This window comes from Bifidobacterium sp. WCA-178-WT-4B (genome assembly GCF_009696495.1).
Lineage (GTDB): Bacteria > Actinomycetota > Actinomycetes > Actinomycetales > Bifidobacteriaceae > Bifidobacterium > Bifidobacterium infantis.
In genome coordinates this window covers 71287-92493 of record NZ_VULV01000009.1, presented here as the reverse complement: position 1 = coordinate 92493, position 21207 = coordinate 71287, and the positions used below count along the sequence as shown (strand labels likewise).

Here is a 21207-nt window from a genome sequence, read left to right as displayed (position 1 = left end):
CGGGGCTTCTTATTATGTTAAGAATGGTTGAATCTGCCGTCAGTTCGCAGCCATACGCCGCGCACGCCGTTCGCGCAGCGCGCGCAAGGAAATAATGTCTCGCGTACGACCGGCACCGTCGCCCTTGACGCCGAAGAACACCATCAACACCATTACCAGACAGATCATTGCGGAGATGCGCAGCGCCCATTGAATGCCAAAAATCGAAGCGGCGACGGCGGAGGCGCCGCCCTGCTTATGCAAAGCGGCAAACGTTTCCATCAGAATCACCAACACGGGTGCGCCCACAGCGCCCGCAATCTGACGCGCGGTATTCGTCACCGATGATCCGGCGGACACTTCGCTCGGCCCGTTCAGGCAATTCAGGGACCACGTGGTAATCGGCATCAGCAGGAAACCCATGCCGATCTGACGGATGAACTGGCAGATCGATACCCACCAGATCCACGTATCCATCGCCACCAGCGACATGCCCAAGGTGCCAAGGGTCAACACAATCGAACCGAACAAAGCCACGGGTCGTGCGCCGAATCGATCCATCGCACGGCCGCCGAAGAACTGGGAGATGCACTGACCGATAGCGCCCGGCAACATGATCAGACCACTCATCGTGGCAGAATACCCACGGTCGGTCTGGATGTAGAGCGGCATGATGACCAGAATCGAACTGAACGCGAAAAATGCCAGCGACGCGGTAATGGTGCCGATGGTGAACGAACGGTTCTTCAGCACTTCCAAGTCCAGCAGCGGCGGCTGGGGGAGCGCCGACTTGTCCTCGGCTACGGCCTCGCGATACCGCTTGCCAGCGCGCAGGTTACGCAGCACGAACCAGACAATGCCAATCAGGCCCACTGCCATGGGCCCCCACGTTACCGGTGCGGCGAACCCGTAGGCCTCCGAATTGGTGAAGCCGAACATCAGCCCGCCAAAGCCAATCACCGACAGGCTCACCGAGAAAAAGTCCGCGCGGGCAGACGGGTCATGCGAGCCGAAATTATGTAGTCCGAACATGGCCGCCACCAGCGAGACCACGCCAATCACGGTCATGGTCAGGAAGATGGAACGCCAGCCATTGGCGTCGGTCTGCCAGCCGCCCAAAGTGGGGCCGATTGCCGGAGCCACGCTCATGGCCATGCCCACGGTGCCCATAGCAAAGCCGCGTCGGGACAGCGGGTAGATCGAGAACACCGTGATCTGCAGCACCGGCCACATCACGCCCGTGCCGGCCGCCTCCAGCACGCGGCCGACCAGCACCCATACGAAGTTTGGCCCCAACCATGCCAGCAGGGAGCCGAGTGTGAACACCGCCATCGAGCAGATCACGATCTGTCGGGTGGAGAAACGACGGGTCAGGAACGCGGTCAGCGGTACCATAACGCCCATGACCAGCTGGAACACGGAGGTCAGCCACTGGCCCGTGGTTACGGAAATATGGAATTCCGAAACGATGATCGGCAGCGCCGAGCTCAGCTGCAGCTGCGTAAAGTTGCCGACGAAGGTAATAAAGGTCAGGATTGCGATGGAAATAAACGCGGTATGACTCAGCTTGCCGTCAGCGTATGATTCCTCTTGGCTCAGCACTCGTTGCAGTTCGCCACGACGGTTCTTGATTCCGTTCTCTCCAGCCACGCACACACTCCACTTCCGTTGCTCGGCCTGATGGCTTTGGGCGGTGTCGGTTGGCATGTTCGGCACTGGTTGTGCCTGCGGCGCATGCCGGTATGCTGGTTTCGTCTTTTCTTCTTTTTCGCATACCGACTTACGTGCCGACGTGAGGCAAATGTATTCGGCGACCGTCGTTATTTTCTTGTGCTTGGCCGGGCAGCCTGACAAAAGCACCCCAATACGCTATACCTAGGGGTGGTCCAGGTGGCTGGGTGGCTCAGTAAGGACTGTTGCCAGCCGAATTCTAAAACAATCTAAAACAATCTAAAAAGTTCTAAAAGAGCTTCATCATTCCGAGATATCCAATGTCATACGAATATATGCCGCATGTTTTCTGAGGTATTCACGAAGGTACGGGATGGCGAAATCGACTTTCCCGTATCCACGATCCTCGATTACCTGCGCCTCAATGAGGCGCGTGCGGTAGATGCTGGCGTATTTCACGTCCTTGCCCATGCGTTCGGCAACGGTGGAGGTGGAAGAAGGTCCGTCATCTTGCGCCATTGCCAGAAGATAGGTTTTATCGATGGGCGAAAGCCCATCCAGTTCCGGTCCGTGGACTGTGTCTCCCAGACGACTGAGCGCATCTTGGACCCCGGCTTCAGCATCTTCCACTGAGACGGTAATGGCTGTGTCGTGCTTGTGATTCCGAGCGGAGATTCGCCAAATATGATAGCCGACAAGCTGAATCATGAAAGGATAGCCTGCAGTTGCTTGTGTAGCGATCCGCAAGGGTTCCCCTTCTAGAATCATTCCGGTTTCCTGGAATGTGTCCGCCAACGCATGAGAGACTTCGGCCAGATCGACGTCGCTCAACCGCTCCGGTTGCGCACGTCGTAGGAAGGTCATTACGCTATCATTAAGCCATTTTGAGGACATGGAAGGCAACCCGGCAAACACAAAAGCCAGATTTCTGTCTTCACTGGTCAGATGTTGTACTGCGGTGGCGATGGCGACCATGTCTGCCCGAGTGGCGGCTTGGGCCTCGTCCATGGTCACCAGAAGACCGTTGCCATGCTTTTCCAGCTCGTCGAGCCGCAGACTCATGGTTTCGCGGAGTGTCAATGGCATTCGGTACTTTTCATAATGGGCTCCGCCAAGACTGCCTCCCACGTTCATGACACTGATAGATGGTTTGAACGAGAAACTGAAATTCCCCTTTCGCGGCTGCAGCTTGTCCACTAACCGTTGCGCCATACCGTCTGATGCGGTTTCGCTGATGGTTTGCCATCCTCGTTTTTCTGCGATTCTCCGAAATTCAGCGAGCATTACGGTTTTGCCTACGCCCCTGGCCCCGGTGATCCTCATCAAACGTCCAGGTGCGCCTGATCCGTTGTCTAGACCTTCTTCGAAGTCGGCGAGCACCATATCTCTTCCAATGAGAACGGGTGGAAGATGCCCGGCGCTGGGCTTAAACGGATTGATTCTGGTGCTGAGCATGTATCCTCAATTCTCAAGAATCTCAGGGTTCATGAATTATAGCAAAGTCACATACGAAAGAGAACGCTCATGAATTGTTTGCGGTGGTGGTGGACGTGGACTATGTAGGCAAACAGCAGTTAAAGAACCTGTTGAAGCAGTTTGGGAATGGTGTGCAGCTTCGTCCGACTTATCTTGTCAGCTCCGGCAAGGGGGTACATCTTTATTATTTCTTGCAGGAGCCGGTTCAGTTGTATCGAAACCGGGAAGAAGTGCTTGCGGAGCTGAAAGAAGCTCTTATCCGGCGGCTATGGAATGATACCAGCTCTATCCGTCCGGACAGCCCGGATATAATTGGAATTTATCAAGGTTTCCGGTGTGTGGGGAGTCAGTCGAAGCTGGGTGTAGATTTCCCAGTAAAAGCCTATAAGCTGTCAGAGAACCGTTACACGCTGGAGGATATAAAAGCCAGCATACCGAGCTGTAAGGTAGACCTTGCTCCGTTGTACGAGAAGCCGAGAAGAAAAAGTACCGTTACGCTGGAAGAAGCAAAGGAGCTGTACCCGGAATGGTATGAGAAGCGGATCGTGCAAGGAGAGCCAAAGCAGAAAAGTAAGAAGCAGGGTGGTACGTGGGTATGTAACGAAGCTTTATATGAGTGGTGGAAACGGAAAAAAACCGAAGAAGTGAAAGCCGGAGGGCGTTATTTTTCTATTATGGCGTTGTACTCTTATGGCTTAAAGTGCGGCATATCCGAGCAGAAGATACGGAGAGACGCCTATGCGTTCCTGGATCATTTAGAGAGCCTTACTGAGGACGAGGACAACCATTTCAGCCGGGCAGATGTGAAAGACGCTCTCCGGGCATTGAAAGGGGACAGAAAAAGGCTGTCAACGATAGCAAGCCGGGAATGGATAGAGGATAACACAAAGGTTACGATACCAGCAAATAAGCGAAATTACAGAAAACAAGAGGCTCATTTATATCTTGCAAGGCGAAAAAAAGAGGATATGAAAGTTATAGGTGAAGTAGTAAAAGAGGGCAGACCAACAGCAGAGCGGACAGTCAGAGAATGGCAGGAGAGCCACCCGGCAGGAAAGAAAGCGGACTGCATCCGAGAGACAGGACTTGCAAAGCATACTGTTTATAAGTGGTGGAAAGATATAAACAATGAAAATATATAGGGAAAAAGGAGTTATTAAATAACTCTTCTTTCCCTATTGTCTATTGCTGAAGATTTGAGGAAAAATGAAGGAATTTTGATAAAAAAAGATAATTTATCAAATATATTAAAGCCAAGGTTATTATTCCAATAATGATGCTAATAGGCAATATTTTTTTTATATATAGTGTTGCAAGAGACGTTCCTAAAAGAAACGCAGATCCATATGGAATAACAATATTCAACATAAAAATTTTATTATGTTTTTTTCGTAAGGTTGATTGATTATAAATTGATTTTAGAATGTGGCTAAATAAATACAAACATAGTATATTTAGTAAAACAAAAATAATCAAAAAACCAATGATGAAAAGTATATGATGCTTTTGTATAAATAAAAGTAATTCTATATGTTGTATTTGAAAGTTATCAATACCAACTAAAGAAAAGTCTGAAAATCCAGTTTCGTCAGATATAGACTTTATATCTTTTAAAATTTGTGATTCCTCAACAAATGGTAGTAAATCACAATTTATCATAGCAAAGTATAATAATGATTCAAATTGAAAATTAGTTTTGTCCACTTCCCAAAGAGTGGAAGGGTAAGGAATAAGCATATAAGTATTCAAAGTGATATTAGAGGTATTTTTATAATTTATAGAACAATCTGTTTCTATAAATCCGATAACTTCAAAATTAGTATTTTTACTATAATAATTTCCAGTAATTATGTCTCCGATTTTATAAAAAGATGTATATTCAGAACCCAATAGAACAGGAATCGAGTCATCTTTATATGAAATACTATTCCATGCAATTCCGGAATTTCCCTCAACTTTTATATTATAAAACTCATAGGCTTTTTGATTAAGTTGTAACGCTTTTATATTTATTGTAGGAGACTGACTATTATCAATAAATTCATCAGAATTATAATAAAAGCGTTGGTCTCCATTAAAGTCATCTATATCTACAGCGATAGCCTGATTGAATGAGGTTAAAACATCGAAGTTACTTGATGCATTTAATGTGTTATAGAAGTTTGCTAATATATTTATGTTTTGATTGTCTGTTCTAAAATTATAAAATTCATCTGGATCATAAAAATTGTCAACCATTTTGTAAAAATCATTTTGTGATGAAAGTGTTTTAAATCCACCATTGCTTTGCGGAATAGAAGCAATGAAAGGAACAAATATACCTGACAAAGTAAAATATATAGAGGAAATAATAAAAGAAAATAATGTTATAAAATATTTTTTAGTGTTCATAGAAGAATCCTTAAAAAGAATATAGTAAAAAAGCAAAGGATTTTACAATCCTTTGCTTTTTTGTTTGTGAAGAATCAACTTCCGTAATAGGTTCTAGCAGATCCTAAAGTATCACCGTTAAAACTCCACCAAGGAGATATTGCTTCTGTTCCGTCAGTTCCCCATTGACGTCCGGAATCGGTAAGAATTGTACCCCAATCTTCCATTCTTGCTCTTGTGTAGTGATATTTTCCAACCCAAGTAGTCCAACCATGTGCTCTTTTTTGAGATGTACCATTGTGTGTACGTTCTTCTGCTTTACCTGTATGTTTTGGAGAAGCGTATGTAGTGCCATCCTCCATTGCTTTTGAATATGCTTGAGGATTAACAAAATAACCATCTTCTTCACTCCATCCACCTACTGCGTTAGATTCAGAAGTTACAACTGAAGTTTCCGGTTCAGCAGCAAAAGTGGTTACTGGATTAAGTGCTAGTACAAGACCTAAACTTAAAATAGAAACACCGAAACGCTTGAATTTGTTCATAAAAAAATCCTCACTTTCTTTGTAAGTTCTTTAAAGCTTATCATAGGAAACATATAAAAGTCAATACCCGTTGTCTAAATGAAAGTGCAACACCCGTTAGATTGGAAATTGCCTAGAAAACCAGTCCGAAGGGATGTCGCACCTATGGGAGAAGTATATTCGCACCTGTCGGAAGAGGAACGCCAGGTCATCCAGATCGAGGTAGGCAACGGCGCCAGCATACGCGGGATCGGCGCGATGCCGGGCCGCAGCCTGTCCAGCATCAGCCGGGAGATCAAGCGCAACACATGGTTCCCGTCCAACGAGAACGAGTCGTACCGCCCGTACCGGCCGAAAAGACTGAAGGCGGGGCCATGGACCGGCCGCTACTACATGGCCGGGCCCGCGCAGCGCAAGGCCGACCGCAGGAGATCCAAGCCACGAAAGCCCTACCGGCTGTCGCACGACCGCCTGTGGGCGCAGGTGGCCGAATGGCTGAGTTGCGGCTGGTCGCCGCTGCCCGTCAGCGGCAGGCTGCGCGTCCTGTGGCCGGACGATGCGCTCATGCGCGTGTGCCCGGAGACCATCTACCGATGGGTCTACTCCAGCAGACCGCTTCGGGAACGCTGGGCGCGGTGCCTGCCGCGAGGGCACAGGCGGCGCCGCAGGCACGGCGGCAGGAGGACGTCGCGCTTCCCGATCCCCGGCCGAGCGCCCATCTCCGAACGCCCGCCGGAGGCCGACGGCAGGAGCGCGTTCGGCCATTGGGAGGCCGACAGCGTCATCGGAGTGGGATGCAACCTGCACACCGAGGTGGAGAGGAGGACCAGGTTCCTCATGGCCCGCGTCGTTCCGGACAAGACCGCCGGCGAGAGCGTCGGGGCGCAGCTGGACATGTTCTCGCCGCTGCCGGCCGGCGCGCGCGTCAGCGTCACGCACGACAACGGCACCGAGTTCGCCCACCACGAAAGGCTGCGCGACGGGCTGGGCATGGCCACGTACTTCGCCGACCCGTACTCCAGCCGGCGGCGGGGAAGCAACGAGAACAGGAACGGCATGATCCGCCGGTATCTGCCCAAACGCTGCGAGATACGGATGGACATGGCCAGGGAACTGCGGGAGATTGTCGACGAGGCCGACAACCGTCCCATGCGCGTGCTCGGCTACCGGACGCCCTCCGAGGCATTCGCCGACGAACTGTTAGAATTACAGGACCAACAAGGGTGTTGCACTTCTAAATAGACATCGGGAATCTAAAAGGTTCTAAAAGGCTTCGGGACAAACCTCGCATTTCCGAAGCGCCCATGCATGTCGTCGATTATGGATTCAGTAAGGAGCATCATCGTATCCGCAAGGACGAAGAAGGACAGTACGGGACCGTCGTCGGGGCGTCGGGGCCTGTTCGGCACCGTGACGCCGCGTTATGACGCTGCAGGCAATCTCATCGCCTGGCAGGTGCGGTACCCGGACCCGAAGCGTCCGGCAAGAAGGTCCAGCGTCAGTTCAAGCCGGATATGGAGCACGAGGCGCACCAGTGGCTCGAAGGGGAACGGCATCTGGTGGAACTGGACCGCAAGAACATCCAGGAATGGGTTCACCCGTCCGAACGCCGTCGCAGGAAGCGCGCGAGCCTTATCTCGTTCGAGGATTACGTGACCCGGTGGGCGGAGGAATACCGGCTGCCGAACGGCGAGAGGATAGCCGGCGGCACGCGCCGGAACCTGTATCTCGACATCGCGCACTTCATGCCGGGCTTCAAAGGCAAGCTCCTGACCGTGCGCCACTCCGTCAACAGAGGATATTCGGATCGCGGCTCGACGCGCATCGCCAGGACCAAGACCGACTCCAGCCGGCGCACCGTGCCTATCCCCGACGAGCTCGGCCGCGTCGGCGAGAAGGTCGCCATCAAGCACTACCAGCGCATCGTTGCCCAGCATCGCAACCAGATCGTCAACCAACTCGCCGAAGACTTCATCAAAGCGGCTGTCGTATATGAAGAGCATAAATAAGACAACAGTGATACTGTTTAAAATACTATTAATAATCGAAATTCATTAACAAATATATGGATGCCGACGATGTGATGGGCATTTCGCGAATATTAAAATTACCTCACTAAATTCGAAGTCTTCATAACTACTTTTGTTTTGAATTTGCGGTTGGTCTTCTTTTGGAAGGTCAACCGCAAATTCTAATCATATTCAATTCAATTCGATAACAGTATCTATTGCTGGTCTTTTTATAAGATTCTCTTATTTATCTCCCTGTATTATCTCCTTATCTTGTAATTTATACACGCTTGCAATACTATATAAAACAAGTGCAACTAGTGCCATAAATCGAGTCCAGTTGGTATTGCAGATGATCAGCGCGAGAAGGATAAGAGCACAATATATTGTGGATCTAATCCAACGATAGTGATGCTTGTCGTTGATTTTAAGAGACTGTATTACCACCCAAATAAACGCACCGACTATAATTGCACCATTCAACCATAGGAGGAGTGATCTTCCTGTAGGGTCGGGGGTGTCTGAGACTGCAAAATTGCCGAACCAGCATATACATGCACCTGTAAACAGTGCTTCGGGTGCCATCAGCATTTTCTGCGAAAACATCTCACGATGTCCTTTCTACTGGACACTGACTCCGGGCGGAATGGCTATCGTTAGGCAGATTCCCTTTCCGGTGGCTACGGCACGGGTGATTTGCAGAGCGAGATTCGCAAGATATGCGGCTCCTACAGCGGAAACAAGTATGCCGGCAATTGTTCCAGCGGGTCCTCCGACCATGGTGCCCAACGCAGTCAAGGCCGCTGCCAGCGCCTCGGGTCCTATGCCGGCCGCGACAGTTACTGCGGTAGCAATGCCTATAGTGAGATCCGAGTAGGAAATATACCATCCATCGCATTTCGCCATTGCTCCGGATGGAGAAGCGGGGACTCTCGCAGGTGAAGTGTTATCGGCATGAGTGACTCCTAGAACGGCATCTTGCAAGAATGTATATTGAGATTCCGAAAAACCGTATGCATTCTTAAGTTCGCTCTCATTCAAGGTAATGGTTAACTGATTGTTTACATATTTAAAATACGGGCCAACAGATACAATTTTATTCAAAGTATCTTGTTGTTCGTTGGTCAATTCAATAGGATTGGTTTGACATGTCGTTACATCGATAGGAGGTGAATTATCCTCGGCGGCCGTTGCGGTGCCCGTGAAGGCTGACATGCACAAAAAGATTGCAATAATACTGCTTAGTATGCGCCTAAAGTATTTCATGATAATCTCCTTTGATTATTGTTTTAGGGAACCTTGTCCCAATTTAATTAAAGCATATAGTGCACATTCCAGGGCTCTATCATTGGTGGTTTTGTCATCTGAAGATGACAAAACCACCACAGCTTCCGTCATTTCTGGTATTGCCAATCTTCAATCGTATGTTCTCTCGGAATGCGAACAGTGCTACATACCCGATGTCTGATATATCAGAGGAAAAGCGTGAAACGACCCTGCTCGTGCTCAAAGACGGCGCCCTAAGGAGATCTCATGGACAAGCTCGGCCACGTCAGCGAGAAGGTCGCCATCAAGCACTACCAGCGCATCGTCGCCCAACACCGCAACCAGATCGTCAACTAACTCGCCGAAGACTTCATCAAAGCAGCGAACTAGTGTGCTCTTTTTAGGGTATCGTGTATAGATTATAGATTTCGTTTTGTGACAGCGGCTTGCGGTAAGCTTGTCTCAAGTTTACCGCAAGCCGCTGTACTCAGAATCTAAAGTTAAGTACATAAAAGCTTCAATTATCCATATTAGAGTATATTTAAACTGTTTAATAAATATCACACAATGCCAATTGTGTCGAATTAACAGTTCGCATATATACGAATGATATATCCTTTTCGACCATTGCCTCCCAAAAGTGTTGGATTGAATAAAAGACAGATACTTAATACAAATTCACTAGTGTATTCATTAGCCACGGTATGAAGAGAACGAAGAAACATCCTATAACGGAAACAATAACAATCTTCATTATATTTTGAAATTCTGCGTATCCATGGTGACTCCTCAGAGAAGACCGAAACAGGCTATAACACCACCGACGTTGGCGGCTCCCATCGTAGCAACTGCTCCAATGCAGGCAGCACAAACAGGTGCGGCAATAGGTTGTGCAGCACATGCAGTCGTGCAGGTACCAAGAATAATCCAGGCAACAGCCACATCGACCCCTAAAACAGCAGTCAGACAAGTGGCTGCCTCTCCCCATCCCTGAGTTTGCGGAAGACTGGCGTACTCATCTAACTTTTTTTGAATGTCTTCATTGGAGATGAAATCGAAGTCGCTGACTTGCTGATTAACCAAATCGCCGTTCATGTAAACCTGCATTAAAAACTTATTATTATCGGTTTTTGAAAGCAACTGCTCTGCGTAGTTGCTGATGTTCCAGCTAGAGTCAAAGACGGCGGTAATATTACTCAATATAGAGTAACGAGAATCCTGGATTTGAAGAGTTATTGAACGAAAAGTTCCGTTATCGGTGTCGAACTCTAGCAATGAAGGTTCGCTCCAGTTGAGTTTGGCATCTTGATAATGTGTCTTTATATGCGCTGATTTCAATAGGGCTTTCGTGTTTGTGACTAATTTTGACCTTACCTCGACATCATGAATATTTTTTGCTTGACTTATTGTAGTTTTCGCTAATTCGCATTCAACATTGCACTGTGTTCTCGCTTCCGTTGCTGGAAGCGTAGGCAAAAGAAGCAAAATTAAATGACATAATAATGGTGCAAAGTAATGCAGCAACTCGTTTAGCTATAGTTTTCATTTTTCCTCCGTTAACACCTTTGTTGACAAAAGAGACATTATAAAAATGTCTCTTTTATTTTATGATGATGGGTGGATGCCTTTAATGCAGAAGCTTCCCCGTGAATCTAGGTTCTTTCCGTATATTGTATACAGAACTATTCCATTTTGGGAATAGTTCTGTATATAATGAGTCCGTGACCATTAGAACGAATCGAACGCTGCTCACACGGCGGGAAGCCGCTCTCCGGCTCGGAGTGAGCGAACGGCGAGTCAGTGCGCTCTGCGCTGCCGGCCAGCTCGAATCATTCTCCGCGGGGAATAGCATTCTGATTACGGAGGATTCCGTGCACCACCAGGCACGGCGGCAGGGTGCGGGCGGACGCCCGTATTCGCCGGGCATGGCGTTTGCCGCGTTGTACATGCTTAGCGGACTCGACGTACCGTGGCTGGGTCGGCAGCAGCGGTACCGACTCAGGGGTTACCTAAGACGGGTAGATGCGGAGAATCTGACTCGTCTTACCCGACGGCGCGCGACGATGGTCGAATACTGGTGTAGGGACTCCAACCTCGCCAAGGTCAAAGCTCTCATTCGTCCTTCCGCCGCCACCGGCATACTGGCGGGCATGTTCCAGCTGACTGTCACGGATGTGGTGGAAGGCTACATCGCTGCCGACGCTCTGGATGATGCCGTCCGACAATGCCGGCTGCAGCAAGGCACGACGCCAGTTCGGGTGCGACTCCACGTCGCCGATAGTCTTCCCGCCGGTGAGAGGACTATGCCTCTCGGCGTATGCGCGGCCGACCTGGCCGAATCCAACGACCCGAGGGAACGACGCGCCGGCCTGGAAACCCTCCAACAGCTGATCGACGACCACCACCGCAAGGAGCATCAGGAATGATTCCCACAATCCACATCCCCAACACGGGTCATCCATGGAGCACCGTATACGCGGTCGCCGCAGCGAACATCTCAGAGTCATGGCTGCTCACGGGCGGGCTTATGGTCCAACTGCACGCCATCATGGGCGGATTGACCGCGCGCCCCACCACCGACGCCGATCTACTTGCCGACCTCATGGCAGATCGACGCGGCATCGCCAGACTGCGCGGTGTCCTTACCGCCTGCGGGTTCGAGACGTAGCCGGGCATGCTGACCGGATACACGACCCGTATGAGCGCACCAAACGGTGACATTGTGGACCTGCTGGTCGCTGACCACCTGCCCAAGTTCCTCGGGACTGATGCGACCATCGCCGGCGCGCCGGTGCTGTCCATGCCGGGCGGCACTCAGGCCGTGGAACGCAGCATGCAGGTCCGGCTCATCGACGACCAGAGCAATGCCGATGCCGTGATTCGCATCCCGGACCTGCTCGGCGCACTGATACTCAAAAGCGCGGCATACAGCGCCGATCACGCCGGCTACAGCGACCGTCACCTCTATGATGCAGCCATGCTCGCATCCCTCATCCCAGATCCCGATGCGGAGCTCGCACGCCTGCACAGCGGTACCGACCGCAAACACATCAAACTCCTGCACGAGCTACTCACCGAGGATTCACCTTACTGGGACAACCTCGACGAACCACACCGTCAGGACGGATTGGACGCCATCGAAACACTCGCCACATGGTGACGGGCCTGTAGACAAGTTGTATATATATGAGGACATGAAATTCTGAATTATGTAGCTCAAAATGTCATATCCTCTTACTTACGTCGGAATGCAGCCGAATACTTGATATTCGATGCTTTGTTAAACCAGCTTTGACAGGGTGGCTTCTCTTTTTGATGTCAATTTTGATTTAGCAGAGCCAGAGTATCCGGCAGTCGGTGGACGCGGCGTTTTTCCGCTGGTGTTCCGGCGACAGCAAGTGCAGGATGGCAATGATTTTCTATGGGATTTGTGTGGGTGGACTTATGTTCCGCCCACACAAATCCTAATTGCAAGTGATGGGACTTACGTCTGACCTTGATGGCTCCAGGTTATAAGGGGTCTTTAGCATTCCATACTGAGCATGACAATTGAACTGTTTTCTCATGGATGCGTCAGCCCATGCCGAATAGTAAGTCCAATGTCTACTTGTATGGAAACGATCGTAAACCTGTCCCCATCCGCGGTCGGTATCCCATAGAAGCGCTCTTCTAGGCATAATGGACAAGGACCATACGCCGCTGCGATTCATCCAATATCCATCGGAAAACAGGTCCGTGCTCCAGGAGCTATACAAACCCGCTTCCATGGTGGTAGTGGTAGCGGCATCTTCTTCAGCGTTAGCCTTGAGGTAGGCTTCCACGTCTTCTCTGGTGCGACCATATTTCTTGTATTGCGGATCATTGAGATATGCTTCAATCTCCGCTTCGGAAGGATAATGTGACTGCGCATATTGCGGCGTCTTAGCCGCATTGGTGGAGGTCGTCTCCGTCGCGGAGGCCACCATTACCGAGGAGAAGGAGACCGTGACGGCGAGCAAGAGGGAGGCCGTCGATTTGACCAGTCGATTATTACGCATTGCGATTCTTCTTCTTGGATAGGGAAATTTTTATGGAATATATGATTTCCATGAGTATGAGAATTCCCAACAGGATGGAAACCAAAGGGATATATGAGATATAGAAATCTCTCATATCCATATCTGCTTTTGCTGAATAAGCGACATCGCAATATGTCAGCATTACAAAAACGGCAGAGACGATCGAGATAAGTATCGGCAGGACGAAGAAGCGTGCAGGAATCCACTGAAATCGGTGCCGATCAAGATAATGCAGATAATAGATATTGCATCCAATCATCGAACAATAAAGAAGAAGCGTCCACATCGGAGCCAACTCAATGGTGTTTGATATAGCCATTTCTCTCCTTTGAGTCCGTCTTCCTACACGATTAAGGCATATCGGGGTCAGGCAAATAATTTTCTCAATATGCAGTCAGTCTGTGAATAGCTTCAGGGTCAGCCCCAGAAGATGATTCTCAGACTTAAGGCCACGATATAAAGTATCGAATCCTATGCAGTCGAACTCAAGATACCCTGGACGGTTTGTCATCTCAAGATGACAAAAACAAGCAACGGCTCTTTCAGCATATTCACTTACACTGTTCCTTGGTTTCAATCTCCCCACAAGGCGCACGCGGGGTGCGCCTTTTCGCGATCGAGGGAGATCAATATGCCGAAAATCAGGCATTCCCATGGAAACCATCCGCAGAAGCCTCCGCGAAGCAAGTGGGGAACCGTGCTGGCCCGTTATGACAGAACCGGCATGCTAATCGCATGGCAGGTTCGATATCCGAATCCATTAGAACCCGGCAAACGCGTCCAACGCCAGTTCAAGCCGGATCAGGAGCTCGAAGCCCGTAGATGGCTGGAAGCCGAAAAGTATCTTGTCAGCCTCCATCGTAACGGCATCGCCGAATGGGTTCATCCAACGGAACGAAGCCGACGAAAAGCCGTCGAGGAAAAGAGCCGGACACAACGCAATATGTTGTTCCGTGACTATGTGATGCGATGGGCCGAGGAATACCGGCTGCCCGACGGCAATGGTATCGCCGGTGGCACGCGTCGCAATCTTTACCTGGACATTGGCCATTTTTGCCAAGTCTTGGGGACCTGCCGCTTAACGAGATCACTCCGTCCATTATCAAGGCTTGGTATGATGCGCCTCACCCGGAAGGACGGTGGGCGTTCCGACGCTCATGCATGCGGCTGAAGGCGGTACTGGAATCAGCCACCCGAGGCGGATTGGACGGTTCGGAGCCATTGCTGTCCTTCAATCCCTTCATATTCCATATTCCGCCAGCGCCACAGCCCGCCCGCATCAACGTGCCGCCGGTGACTCCCCATGAATTGATCCTGCTGGCGGATGCCATGCCCGATTACACCAGACTGTCCGTATTCCTCTCGACTTTAGTGGGTGGTCTGCGATGCGGTGAACTATGCGGTCTTCAGGTGCAAGACATCGATCTGAACAGGCAGATACTTCACGTCCGACGCTCCGTGAATCGCGGTGACACTGATAGAGGGGAACTCCACTTCGGCAAGACAAAAACGGAATCCAGCATCAGGAACGTACACATCCCGGATACGCTGATTCCTCTTATTCGACAGCACCTTTCTGATTACTGCGATCTGACCCGACCGGATTCGCCGGTGTTCGTGCCCAAGCGTGCAAAAATCATGTCCCAGACAACGCTGGACGGCCAGTTCGCCAAAGCCCGATTGAAAGCAGGACGCCCTGATCTGACGTTCCAAGCATTACGAGCCAGTCATGCAACATTACTCATGATTCAGGGTGGGACATTACGGGAAGTCATGAATCAATTGGGACACGTCAGCGAGAAGGTGGCTATCCGGTACTACCAGCTCACCGTCGCCTCGCATCAGAGCCAAGTGGTTGACAAGCTCGCTGAATCATTTATAAGCGATATGGCTAGTACTCGAAGTCGTGAATCCCAGACCGCATTGATGCACTGTCGCGATGCGTGATACATCTTCGTATAGGAAATGCCGTGAGGGATCTGAATTCTGGTCCTTCACGGCATATCGGTATCTGACAGATCGAAGTCTCACAATCGCAGCATCAGACGGATTGGAAGCGCAGATAGTCCGTTAACTCCCGCACCGTATCTTGCAGCCGACGGAGTCCGGAGCCTTGGCTGACCGTACTCCATTGCGCCGCATACGCCTCCATCCAGATTTCCAGCGCTTCGGCAAGACGCGCCGTATCGTCATGCTGAGATGCGGCACTCAACTGCAAGGAGTCGACGACTCCGGCATCGGAGCAAGTCGGAGACCGACCTGATTCAGAAGTCGCTGTCCCTCGATGGCTATGCGGAGTGCCGCGGCGTTCGCTGTGGCCTGTAGTCCTGTGGCGGCGACGATCGTGGCGATTTGTCGGGCGCAGACCCGAAGAAGATGGCCCGAGGTCTCGTCGAGCGTGATGTGGTGCTTTAGATAGCGGAGCAGCATCAGTCGGGATTCTGCAAGTGACGGTATCTGGCTTTCGTTCTGGAGGGTGCGGATCGCATCGTCCGGCCGTTCGTTTTCTGGTAGCAGTCCCGGAATGGTTTGCAGGATCTCGGTGCTGACTCCGCCTTGTCCGTCATCGAGCTCCAACCAGGTGATCAGCTGGTTCCATTGGAAGCAGGCCGAATGACTTGCGTGAGTGGGGATATCAAGCAGCTCTCCGCTGGCGTCGTGGTATTCGAGTCGGGAGATGCGGTGGAGCATCTCGGTTTCATCCGGGATGTGTTCGGGGTTCCATGTCTCCTGCGTGCCGATGATTATGCCGGGAATGGCCATGTGCAGGTCGTTGACGTGGTCAAGGTCGCCCCAGTCGGTGACCAGCATGCCTTGCGCATGGTATGCGCGCCGTAGCGGGCCATGTGGGTGATGTTGTTCCTGACGTCATCGATGCGCGGCAGGAGTGCGTTTCCAGCATCATACGGTCGGATAGATGATCTGCTTGGCCCGGCAACGGGCAGATTTTCCCGTCGTCAACCCGCGGGCCGAAATGCCAGTCGAGCAGAGTAACGGTTTCGGGAAGCCTGTCGAGAATATCCGGTTTTTTTTTGGGGGGGGGCGTCCCGCATCATCGGCTGTTTACCCGAGCTTTCGAGGTGGCGGCACAGGCAGGTGACGTAGCCGGCGTACATGGTGACGCCGATGCGGTCGATGAATCCGAACGGCTCGTTGGCGGTTATTTATTACAGGTATATGATATATATACTAAATACGTTTAATCCACCTAATTTCATCGTTTTCGTGATTTGAAGCCTTGAAAACGGAATGGGATGCCCCTATTCTTAGCAATAAATCGACGCTTGCTCCAGTTTTCCTCAATTTGTCAATATATTCTCGAATTTGATAGTTGTTAACATTAACATCAAACTCATTTAAGGCAACAAGGGCGGGGGGATAATGTTTACCCTTAATATTTTCTAAGGGAGATAAATGTCGTAAAATCTGCACATCACGTTTGTTATCCGGATTCCCAAATTCCAACATATCCATTCTCCAACGTGGGTTTTTTACATCTTTGATAGCCGTCAGTGGCGAGATGAACGGAGCAGATATATAAATACCAGCAAAGCTCAATGGATTCTCATTTAGAGCGGAGGCGACAACAAATCCGCCCGCGCTTGCTCCCATCCCAATAACTTTGCATTTTGTTCTATGTACTAATCGGTTAATTCCATTTGCAACGTCTAAATAATCATGAATCGAATTAATTTTATTGATTCCCATACCAGCTTGATGCCATTTCTCTCCCTTCTCCCCTCCGCCTCTGACATGAGCATAAGCAAAATATATTCCATTATCAATTAAGGATTGAATCAGAGGGCTATAGTTGTAATTAAACTTGATTCCATATGATCCATAAACAGCTAGAACTATCTTGTTTTGTGGATTTCTAATTGGTGAAATGATTGTTACAGGTATCTCTGTCTCTCCATCTCTACTTAGGATGTTATATTGTTGAGTTACATGATTTAAGTTGCCTGATGATGAGTAGTCTATAGATGATTCTTCTTTTGAGAAATTGAGATAATGTATTGAGGGTCTGCAAGCCGGACATTCTATGCTGTAAGGAACGGATTGTTTGTTGACTTCAATCGGTCGGACAAACTTTAATAAACTCATATGCTTTTTCATTTGTATGGTGATATTTTTCCATTCCTGATTATGGTTAAAAACTAATGCTTTAATATCCAGAAATCGTATTTGTATTTTTTGATCAAATTTAACCTGAAGTACAATTTTGTTTTCAAGCAAAAAAAGATCCTCGATTTCATCGACCTTAATTTGCTTTCGTAGCCAAGTATCAGTCTTTTTAATATTATCTTCCCCGTTTATAATTATCAAAAACCAATTATTGAATTTGTCAACAAAGTATCCAAAGAAAAACTCGCGAGATTCAATTGTTTTATGCATGATTTTATGGACTGATCCTATTCCATTGCATGCATCAATAACTTTTTCAGCTGCGTTGTTTGATGCGAGTCTTATGATTGTAACCTGAGAACCATGATATACAAGTAAATATTTTCTGTCGTCCGTCGCGTGAACAGTAGGCCAAGCCGTGCTGTCAAATGAGGCAACACAACGGTTTTCTTTAATCGAAGTAAGTGACTGTTTGCGTATTTCCGAAATCGCCCCAGATGATTCATCTGTTTTTGCATAGTATATGCATGAATTATCAGATGAAATTATACTTCCCTTTCCTATGTAATTGAGTTTAATGAAATCAATACCTGTCCGCATATTTATGATCCTCAGATTTGAGTAGGGATATTTTCGATCTTGCACTATTATTGCCGCATATTTTGATTTGTTATCTATTTCAATTGACTGAAGAGACTTATAATCATTCTTATTGATTTTAAAGCATTTAGTCCATTTAAACGCTATGTTGGAATCACGGGAAGGAAAAATATCGCTTTCGGACGCTTTCTTTCCTGAACGACAACACCAGACATCATTTCCGTCATTTAACCAAAAGTATAAATATCCCTTGATTCGTCCTATTGCTTTAAACATTTCAAGCGCTCCTATTGGTGTAAATGAGGGGGTGACCCTAACGAGTCACCCCCTCATTTTTAACCTTTATGAATCAGCAGAAGAAACCGCTGGTGCTGCTCGGGCGACCGAAGCAGAACGAGTAGCTGTAGCCACTGTCATGCACCGCGTCGTCATTCACTTCCTCGATCGACTGCATGTCGATGATTTTATTCATTGTTGTTCCTTTCTACTATTTTGTTCCGCGGACCTTCCGCAGAACAAATCTTTTGCATTTGGGAGCGGGAATAAATCCCAAAGATTATGGGTAAGGACATTTAATGCTGTTAGTATCCCTGCTGATCCGGTTGAATAATCGCTTGAGAGGCGCAAGTATGAATCTCCCGGGAATTGTAGCGTATTTTCCCAAGACAAACTATAGTCGTTTAATTCATCTAAAAGTCTATTATTTGTTTGTGTTGTTTGCGGTGACCATGTTGAGGCAAAATGGTTTGCAACTAATATCCCAGCAATCCCATTGTTTAGTCCGGAAAAAGCATATTGAGATGATGAACATGCCGCAATGAGTGAGTCCCATTCTTTATGGAAAAGAGAATCATCATGTAGTGCAATTCGTGCAATGGAAATTGCCACTATTAGGCCGGCAGAACCATCTGCAAGGTAAGGAAGAGACCTATTGTGCTTATCCTTAATTCCTCGCATTCCATTTGGCTCAATAACGGTATTGTCTAAATCTCTGCATATGCAATTAAGCGCACGCCGAATATAAGCTGGGTTATGTTCGATGTCAATACGACTTAGAGCTAACCAAAACAGTGCGATACCACTCCATCCATGCAGGAGGCCACCTTGTTTTATGCTTGCGATTTGATTGGATTCCATCCATTGCGCTATACGATGTCCAAGTGCAATAGCCTCATGGAAATACCTCTTATCGTCTGTAGCCATTCCGTATGATATCAGGGCTAATCCTTGACCGGCTAGTCCGCCATTAAGGTCAAGATTTCGTGTCTCTTTCCAATGTTCATATGTGCTAAATAATAGTTCGTGAGCAGTTTCTAATTCTCCCAACTCAAAAGCGACTAATCCTATGCCGGATAGCCCTGTATATAATCCAAAGTCCGATTGATTGCTTTGCGCGAAACCGTGGATCATGTCTTTCATCCATTGGACGTCATCCGAATTGATAATTGAGTTGGCCCTATGCAGGCTCATTAGGATTCCCGCCGCGCCGGAGCTTACGTTACTTGCACCCCAAATGGAGCCCCGTGTTACATCACCAGGATATAGTTTTCCTGGCAATTTATGACGGGTATGAAAAATGCCATTAATAATTTCAGTTTTAACTAATGACAAGGAATCAGGGTGTGATAACAGATTAAAGGAAAAACGTGGTGTAAACTGTGTAAGATGTGCATCTGGAGTTAATGGAACATCTGAAACTCCAGATGCACATGGGCAACGTGATTCAACATCCTTTAACAGATTTATATATTCCATGCCAAATTTTTTCGAAATATTATTCTTAACTCTGATCCAATGATCTGGGCTAAGCATGCAAATCGAGGTATTTGCATAGCATAGACATGCGAGTACCCTTGAAACAGCAAACCAATCTGCTTCTTGAGCGGAGCAACCCAATGGGGGGATGGAATCCCATAGCATTATGTGCTGATATTTCCTTGGAGTCCAAGGTGCGTCCATCCTCAAAATCTATAAAGTGTATAGACATTGTTTTAGGATTAATCATTATGTTTCCTAAATGAATATCCCCGTGAACATAGCCTGTGCGATGAATAATTTTTACAGCATTGATAATCGATGTTGCGATTGTATTGATATCACTTCTATATTGCATCAACTGATTAGTATGATCATTCTCACATTGATAGGGATAGTTTTCCGACAACCAATGGTTCAGTGTGATTTCATTAAGCCATTCCATTTCAATGTAGCCATGTTCCCAAGCGTTAAACCTTCGATATGGTTTTGGTGCAATGCCGGTATTTTTAAGAAGATTGAGCATCTTCCATTCTATGGATAGTCTCTCAATGGCATCGCGTTGGCGTGCGTCTAGACCGGCATATGGTCTCGCTTCCTTTAAAAGGGCAATCTCATTCTTTTTATTGGTTGCACGATATACCCCACCGGAATTCGAGAAATGTACAGCTTTAATCTCATAGTTATCTAAATCGGTGGGAATATTTTTCATATATTCATTCAGAGATATTTCTACACACTTTGGCTTGTCGATTCCCTCTGCTGGATGTATAAAATGTGGAAGCCTCTTATCGGCGACCAGTATTCCAGATTGGTCTGGGATCATAGAAATATAATCGTTATTTTCATCCTCGCGACGCAGGTCAATGAATCCTCCGTATCGAAAGAAGATTGGACTTTGCTTGTATCTAATGTCACTAAGAATATAAGGGCCTTTTTCATCTTTGATGAGGGGATATAAATCACCGACTATTTTTTCAAGTTCATCATTTGTTGATGGATATATGGTGATGAATTTCCCACTACCTGAACGATTTGCTGCCTTCCCGTTGCAGTTGAGAAAATCTCTATGTGAACTTTGAAATTTGAATGTTGTATTATATTTACAGCAAATTTGTATTACTTCTGCAAGAATCTTTTCTGCGTTCTCTTTTGTTGCGCTTAAATGAATCTTCCATCCGTTGACTCGCATTTTTCCATTCGGAGAGCTTACATACGTCCACGGTTCTCTTCTTGTTACATACCAAGTATCGGGAATAAGAGATTCCGCAATCCAATGGTCACGCTTCATGGATGGAAGCATAGAAGCGTGATCTACAAAAAATGGAGATTGTTTCGTAATTGATTCGAGGTAATCTTCTTCACCAATCATAT

20 protein-coding genes are annotated in these 21207 nt (G+C 48.0%); 8 read left to right on the top strand and 12 right to left on the bottom strand.

The features are described 5' to 3' along the window. Positions 1 to 39: 39 nt before the first annotated feature. A complete protein-coding gene (locus FYJ31_RS07705; RefSeq protein ID WP_186278011.1) occupies positions 40 to 1629 on the bottom strand; it encodes an MDR family MFS transporter in 1590 nt (529 codons plus the stop codon). Positions 1630 to 1953: 324 nt separating this feature from the next. Then, on the bottom strand, positions 1954 to 3105 hold the full coding sequence (locus FYJ31_RS07700) for an ATP-binding protein (RefSeq protein ID WP_154536408.1): 1152 nt from the start codon (positions 3103 to 3105) through the stop codon (positions 1954 to 1956). An 83-nt stretch (positions 3106 to 3188) separates the two neighbouring features. Between FYJ31_RS07700 and FYJ31_RS07695 the strand changes: the two genes are divergently transcribed. Then, a complete protein-coding gene (locus tag FYJ31_RS07695) occupies positions 3189 to 4268 on the top strand; it encodes a replication protein (protein WP_326831196.1) in 1080 nt (359 codons plus the stop codon). A gap of 40 nt (positions 4269 to 4308) precedes the next feature. On the opposite strand, the gene FYJ31_RS07690 is transcribed toward FYJ31_RS07695, so the two are convergent. Both FYJ31_RS07690 and FYJ31_RS07685 read right to left on the bottom strand, forming a co-directional pair. Next, on the bottom strand, positions 4309 to 5517 hold the full coding sequence (locus FYJ31_RS07690) for a hypothetical protein (protein WP_154536406.1): 1209 nt from the start codon (positions 5515 to 5517) through the stop codon (positions 4309 to 4311). Positions 5518 to 5591: 74 nt separating this feature from the next. Further along, entirely contained in the window at positions 5592 to 6041 is a 450-nt protein-coding gene (locus tag FYJ31_RS07685; protein ID WP_154536405.1) for a hypothetical protein, read from the bottom strand. Between the two features lie 144 nt (positions 6042 to 6185). Between FYJ31_RS07685 and FYJ31_RS07680 the strand changes: the two genes are divergently transcribed. Both FYJ31_RS07680 and FYJ31_RS07675 read left to right on the top strand, forming a co-directional pair. Continuing rightward, positions 6186 to 7262, top strand: a complete 1077-nt coding sequence (locus FYJ31_RS07680; protein ID WP_154536404.1) for an IS30 family transposase — start codon at positions 6186 to 6188, stop codon at positions 7260 to 7262. Between the two features lie 272 nt (positions 7263 to 7534). Next, positions 7535 to 8029 (top strand): hypothetical protein, encoded by a 495-nt coding sequence (locus FYJ31_RS07675; RefSeq protein ID WP_229773946.1) that lies wholly within the window; start codon positions 7535 to 7537, stop codon positions 8027 to 8029. Between the two features lie 621 nt (positions 8030 to 8650). Here FYJ31_RS07675 and FYJ31_RS07670 read toward each other — a convergent pair. Continuing rightward, positions 8651 to 9295 (bottom strand): hypothetical protein, encoded by a 645-nt coding sequence (locus FYJ31_RS07670; RefSeq protein WP_065435668.1) that lies wholly within the window; start codon positions 9293 to 9295, stop codon positions 8651 to 8653. Positions 9296 to 10084: 789 nt separating this feature from the next. Further along, the gene (locus FYJ31_RS07665) at positions 10085 to 10819 is read right to left on the bottom strand and encodes a hypothetical protein (RefSeq protein WP_229773945.1); all 735 of its coding nucleotides are present in this window, start codon (positions 10817 to 10819) and stop codon (positions 10085 to 10087) included. 197 nt (positions 10820 to 11016) lie between these two features. Here FYJ31_RS07665 and FYJ31_RS12830 point away from each other — a divergent pair, with 197 nt between their 5' ends. Genes FYJ31_RS12830 through FYJ31_RS07650 form a run of 3 tightly spaced genes read left to right on the top strand, consistent with a single transcriptional unit; the run spans position 11017 to position 12455 of the window. Next, positions 11017 to 11721, top strand: a complete 705-nt coding sequence (locus FYJ31_RS12830; RefSeq protein ID WP_229773944.1) for a helix-turn-helix domain-containing protein — start codon at positions 11017 to 11019, stop codon at positions 11719 to 11721. After that, the gene (locus FYJ31_RS07655) at positions 11718 to 11963 is read left to right on the top strand and encodes a hypothetical protein (protein WP_154536403.1); all 246 of its coding nucleotides are present in this window, start codon (positions 11718 to 11720) and stop codon (positions 11961 to 11963) included. Before FYJ31_RS12830 ends, FYJ31_RS07655 begins: the two co-directional genes overlap by 4 nt. A gap of 30 nt (positions 11964 to 11993) precedes the next feature. Then, a complete protein-coding gene (locus FYJ31_RS07650) occupies positions 11994 to 12455 on the top strand; it encodes a hypothetical protein (protein WP_229773942.1) in 462 nt (153 codons plus the stop codon). 304 nt (positions 12456 to 12759) lie between these two features. Here FYJ31_RS07650 and FYJ31_RS07645 read toward each other — a convergent pair whose 3' ends face one another. Beyond that, positions 12760 to 13332, bottom strand: a complete 573-nt coding sequence (locus tag FYJ31_RS07645) for a DUF2599 domain-containing protein (protein ID WP_025263218.1) — start codon at positions 13330 to 13332, stop codon at positions 12760 to 12762. A gap of 652 nt (positions 13333 to 13984) precedes the next feature. Between FYJ31_RS07645 and FYJ31_RS12825 the strand changes: the two genes are divergently transcribed. Next, the gene (locus FYJ31_RS12825) at positions 13985 to 14524 is read left to right on the top strand and encodes a hypothetical protein (protein WP_229773940.1); all 540 of its coding nucleotides are present in this window, start codon (positions 13985 to 13987) and stop codon (positions 14522 to 14524) included. Positions 14525 to 14556: 32 nt separating this feature from the next. Continuing rightward, the gene (locus FYJ31_RS12820; RefSeq protein ID WP_229773938.1) at positions 14557 to 15300 is read left to right on the top strand and encodes a tyrosine-type recombinase/integrase; all 744 of its coding nucleotides are present in this window, start codon (positions 14557 to 14559) and stop codon (positions 15298 to 15300) included. Between the two features lie 261 nt (positions 15301 to 15561). On the opposite strand, the gene FYJ31_RS12815 is transcribed toward FYJ31_RS12820, so the two are convergent. From FYJ31_RS12815 to FYJ31_RS12805, 5 genes are all read right to left on the bottom strand, one after another. Continuing rightward, the gene (locus FYJ31_RS12815) at positions 15562 to 16164 is read right to left on the bottom strand and encodes a hypothetical protein (RefSeq protein ID WP_229773935.1); all 603 of its coding nucleotides are present in this window, start codon (positions 16162 to 16164) and stop codon (positions 15562 to 15564) included. A gap of 378 nt (positions 16165 to 16542) precedes the next feature. Beyond that, positions 16543 to 18354 carry a prolyl oligopeptidase family serine peptidase gene (locus FYJ31_RS07630; RefSeq protein WP_154536402.1) on the bottom strand — a complete coding sequence of 604 codons (1812 nt, stop codon included), beginning with the start codon at positions 18352 to 18354 and terminating at the stop codon, positions 16543 to 16545. 73 nt (positions 18355 to 18427) lie between these two features. Beyond that, on the bottom strand, positions 18428 to 18550 hold the full coding sequence (locus FYJ31_RS13050) for a hypothetical protein (protein ID WP_256756184.1): 123 nt from the start codon (positions 18548 to 18550) through the stop codon (positions 18428 to 18430). Then, the gene (locus FYJ31_RS12810; protein WP_229773927.1) at positions 18547 to 19833 is read right to left on the bottom strand and encodes a lanthionine synthetase C family protein; all 1287 of its coding nucleotides are present in this window, start codon (positions 19831 to 19833) and stop codon (positions 18547 to 18549) included. Before FYJ31_RS12810 ends, FYJ31_RS13050 begins: the two co-directional genes overlap by 4 nt. 49 nt (positions 19834 to 19882) lie before the next feature. Beyond that, a complete protein-coding gene (locus FYJ31_RS12805; protein WP_229773926.1) occupies positions 19883 to 21205 on the bottom strand; it encodes a class III lanthionine synthetase LanKC N-terminal domain-containing protein in 1323 nt (440 codons plus the stop codon). Positions 21206 to 21207: the final 2 nt, after the last annotated feature.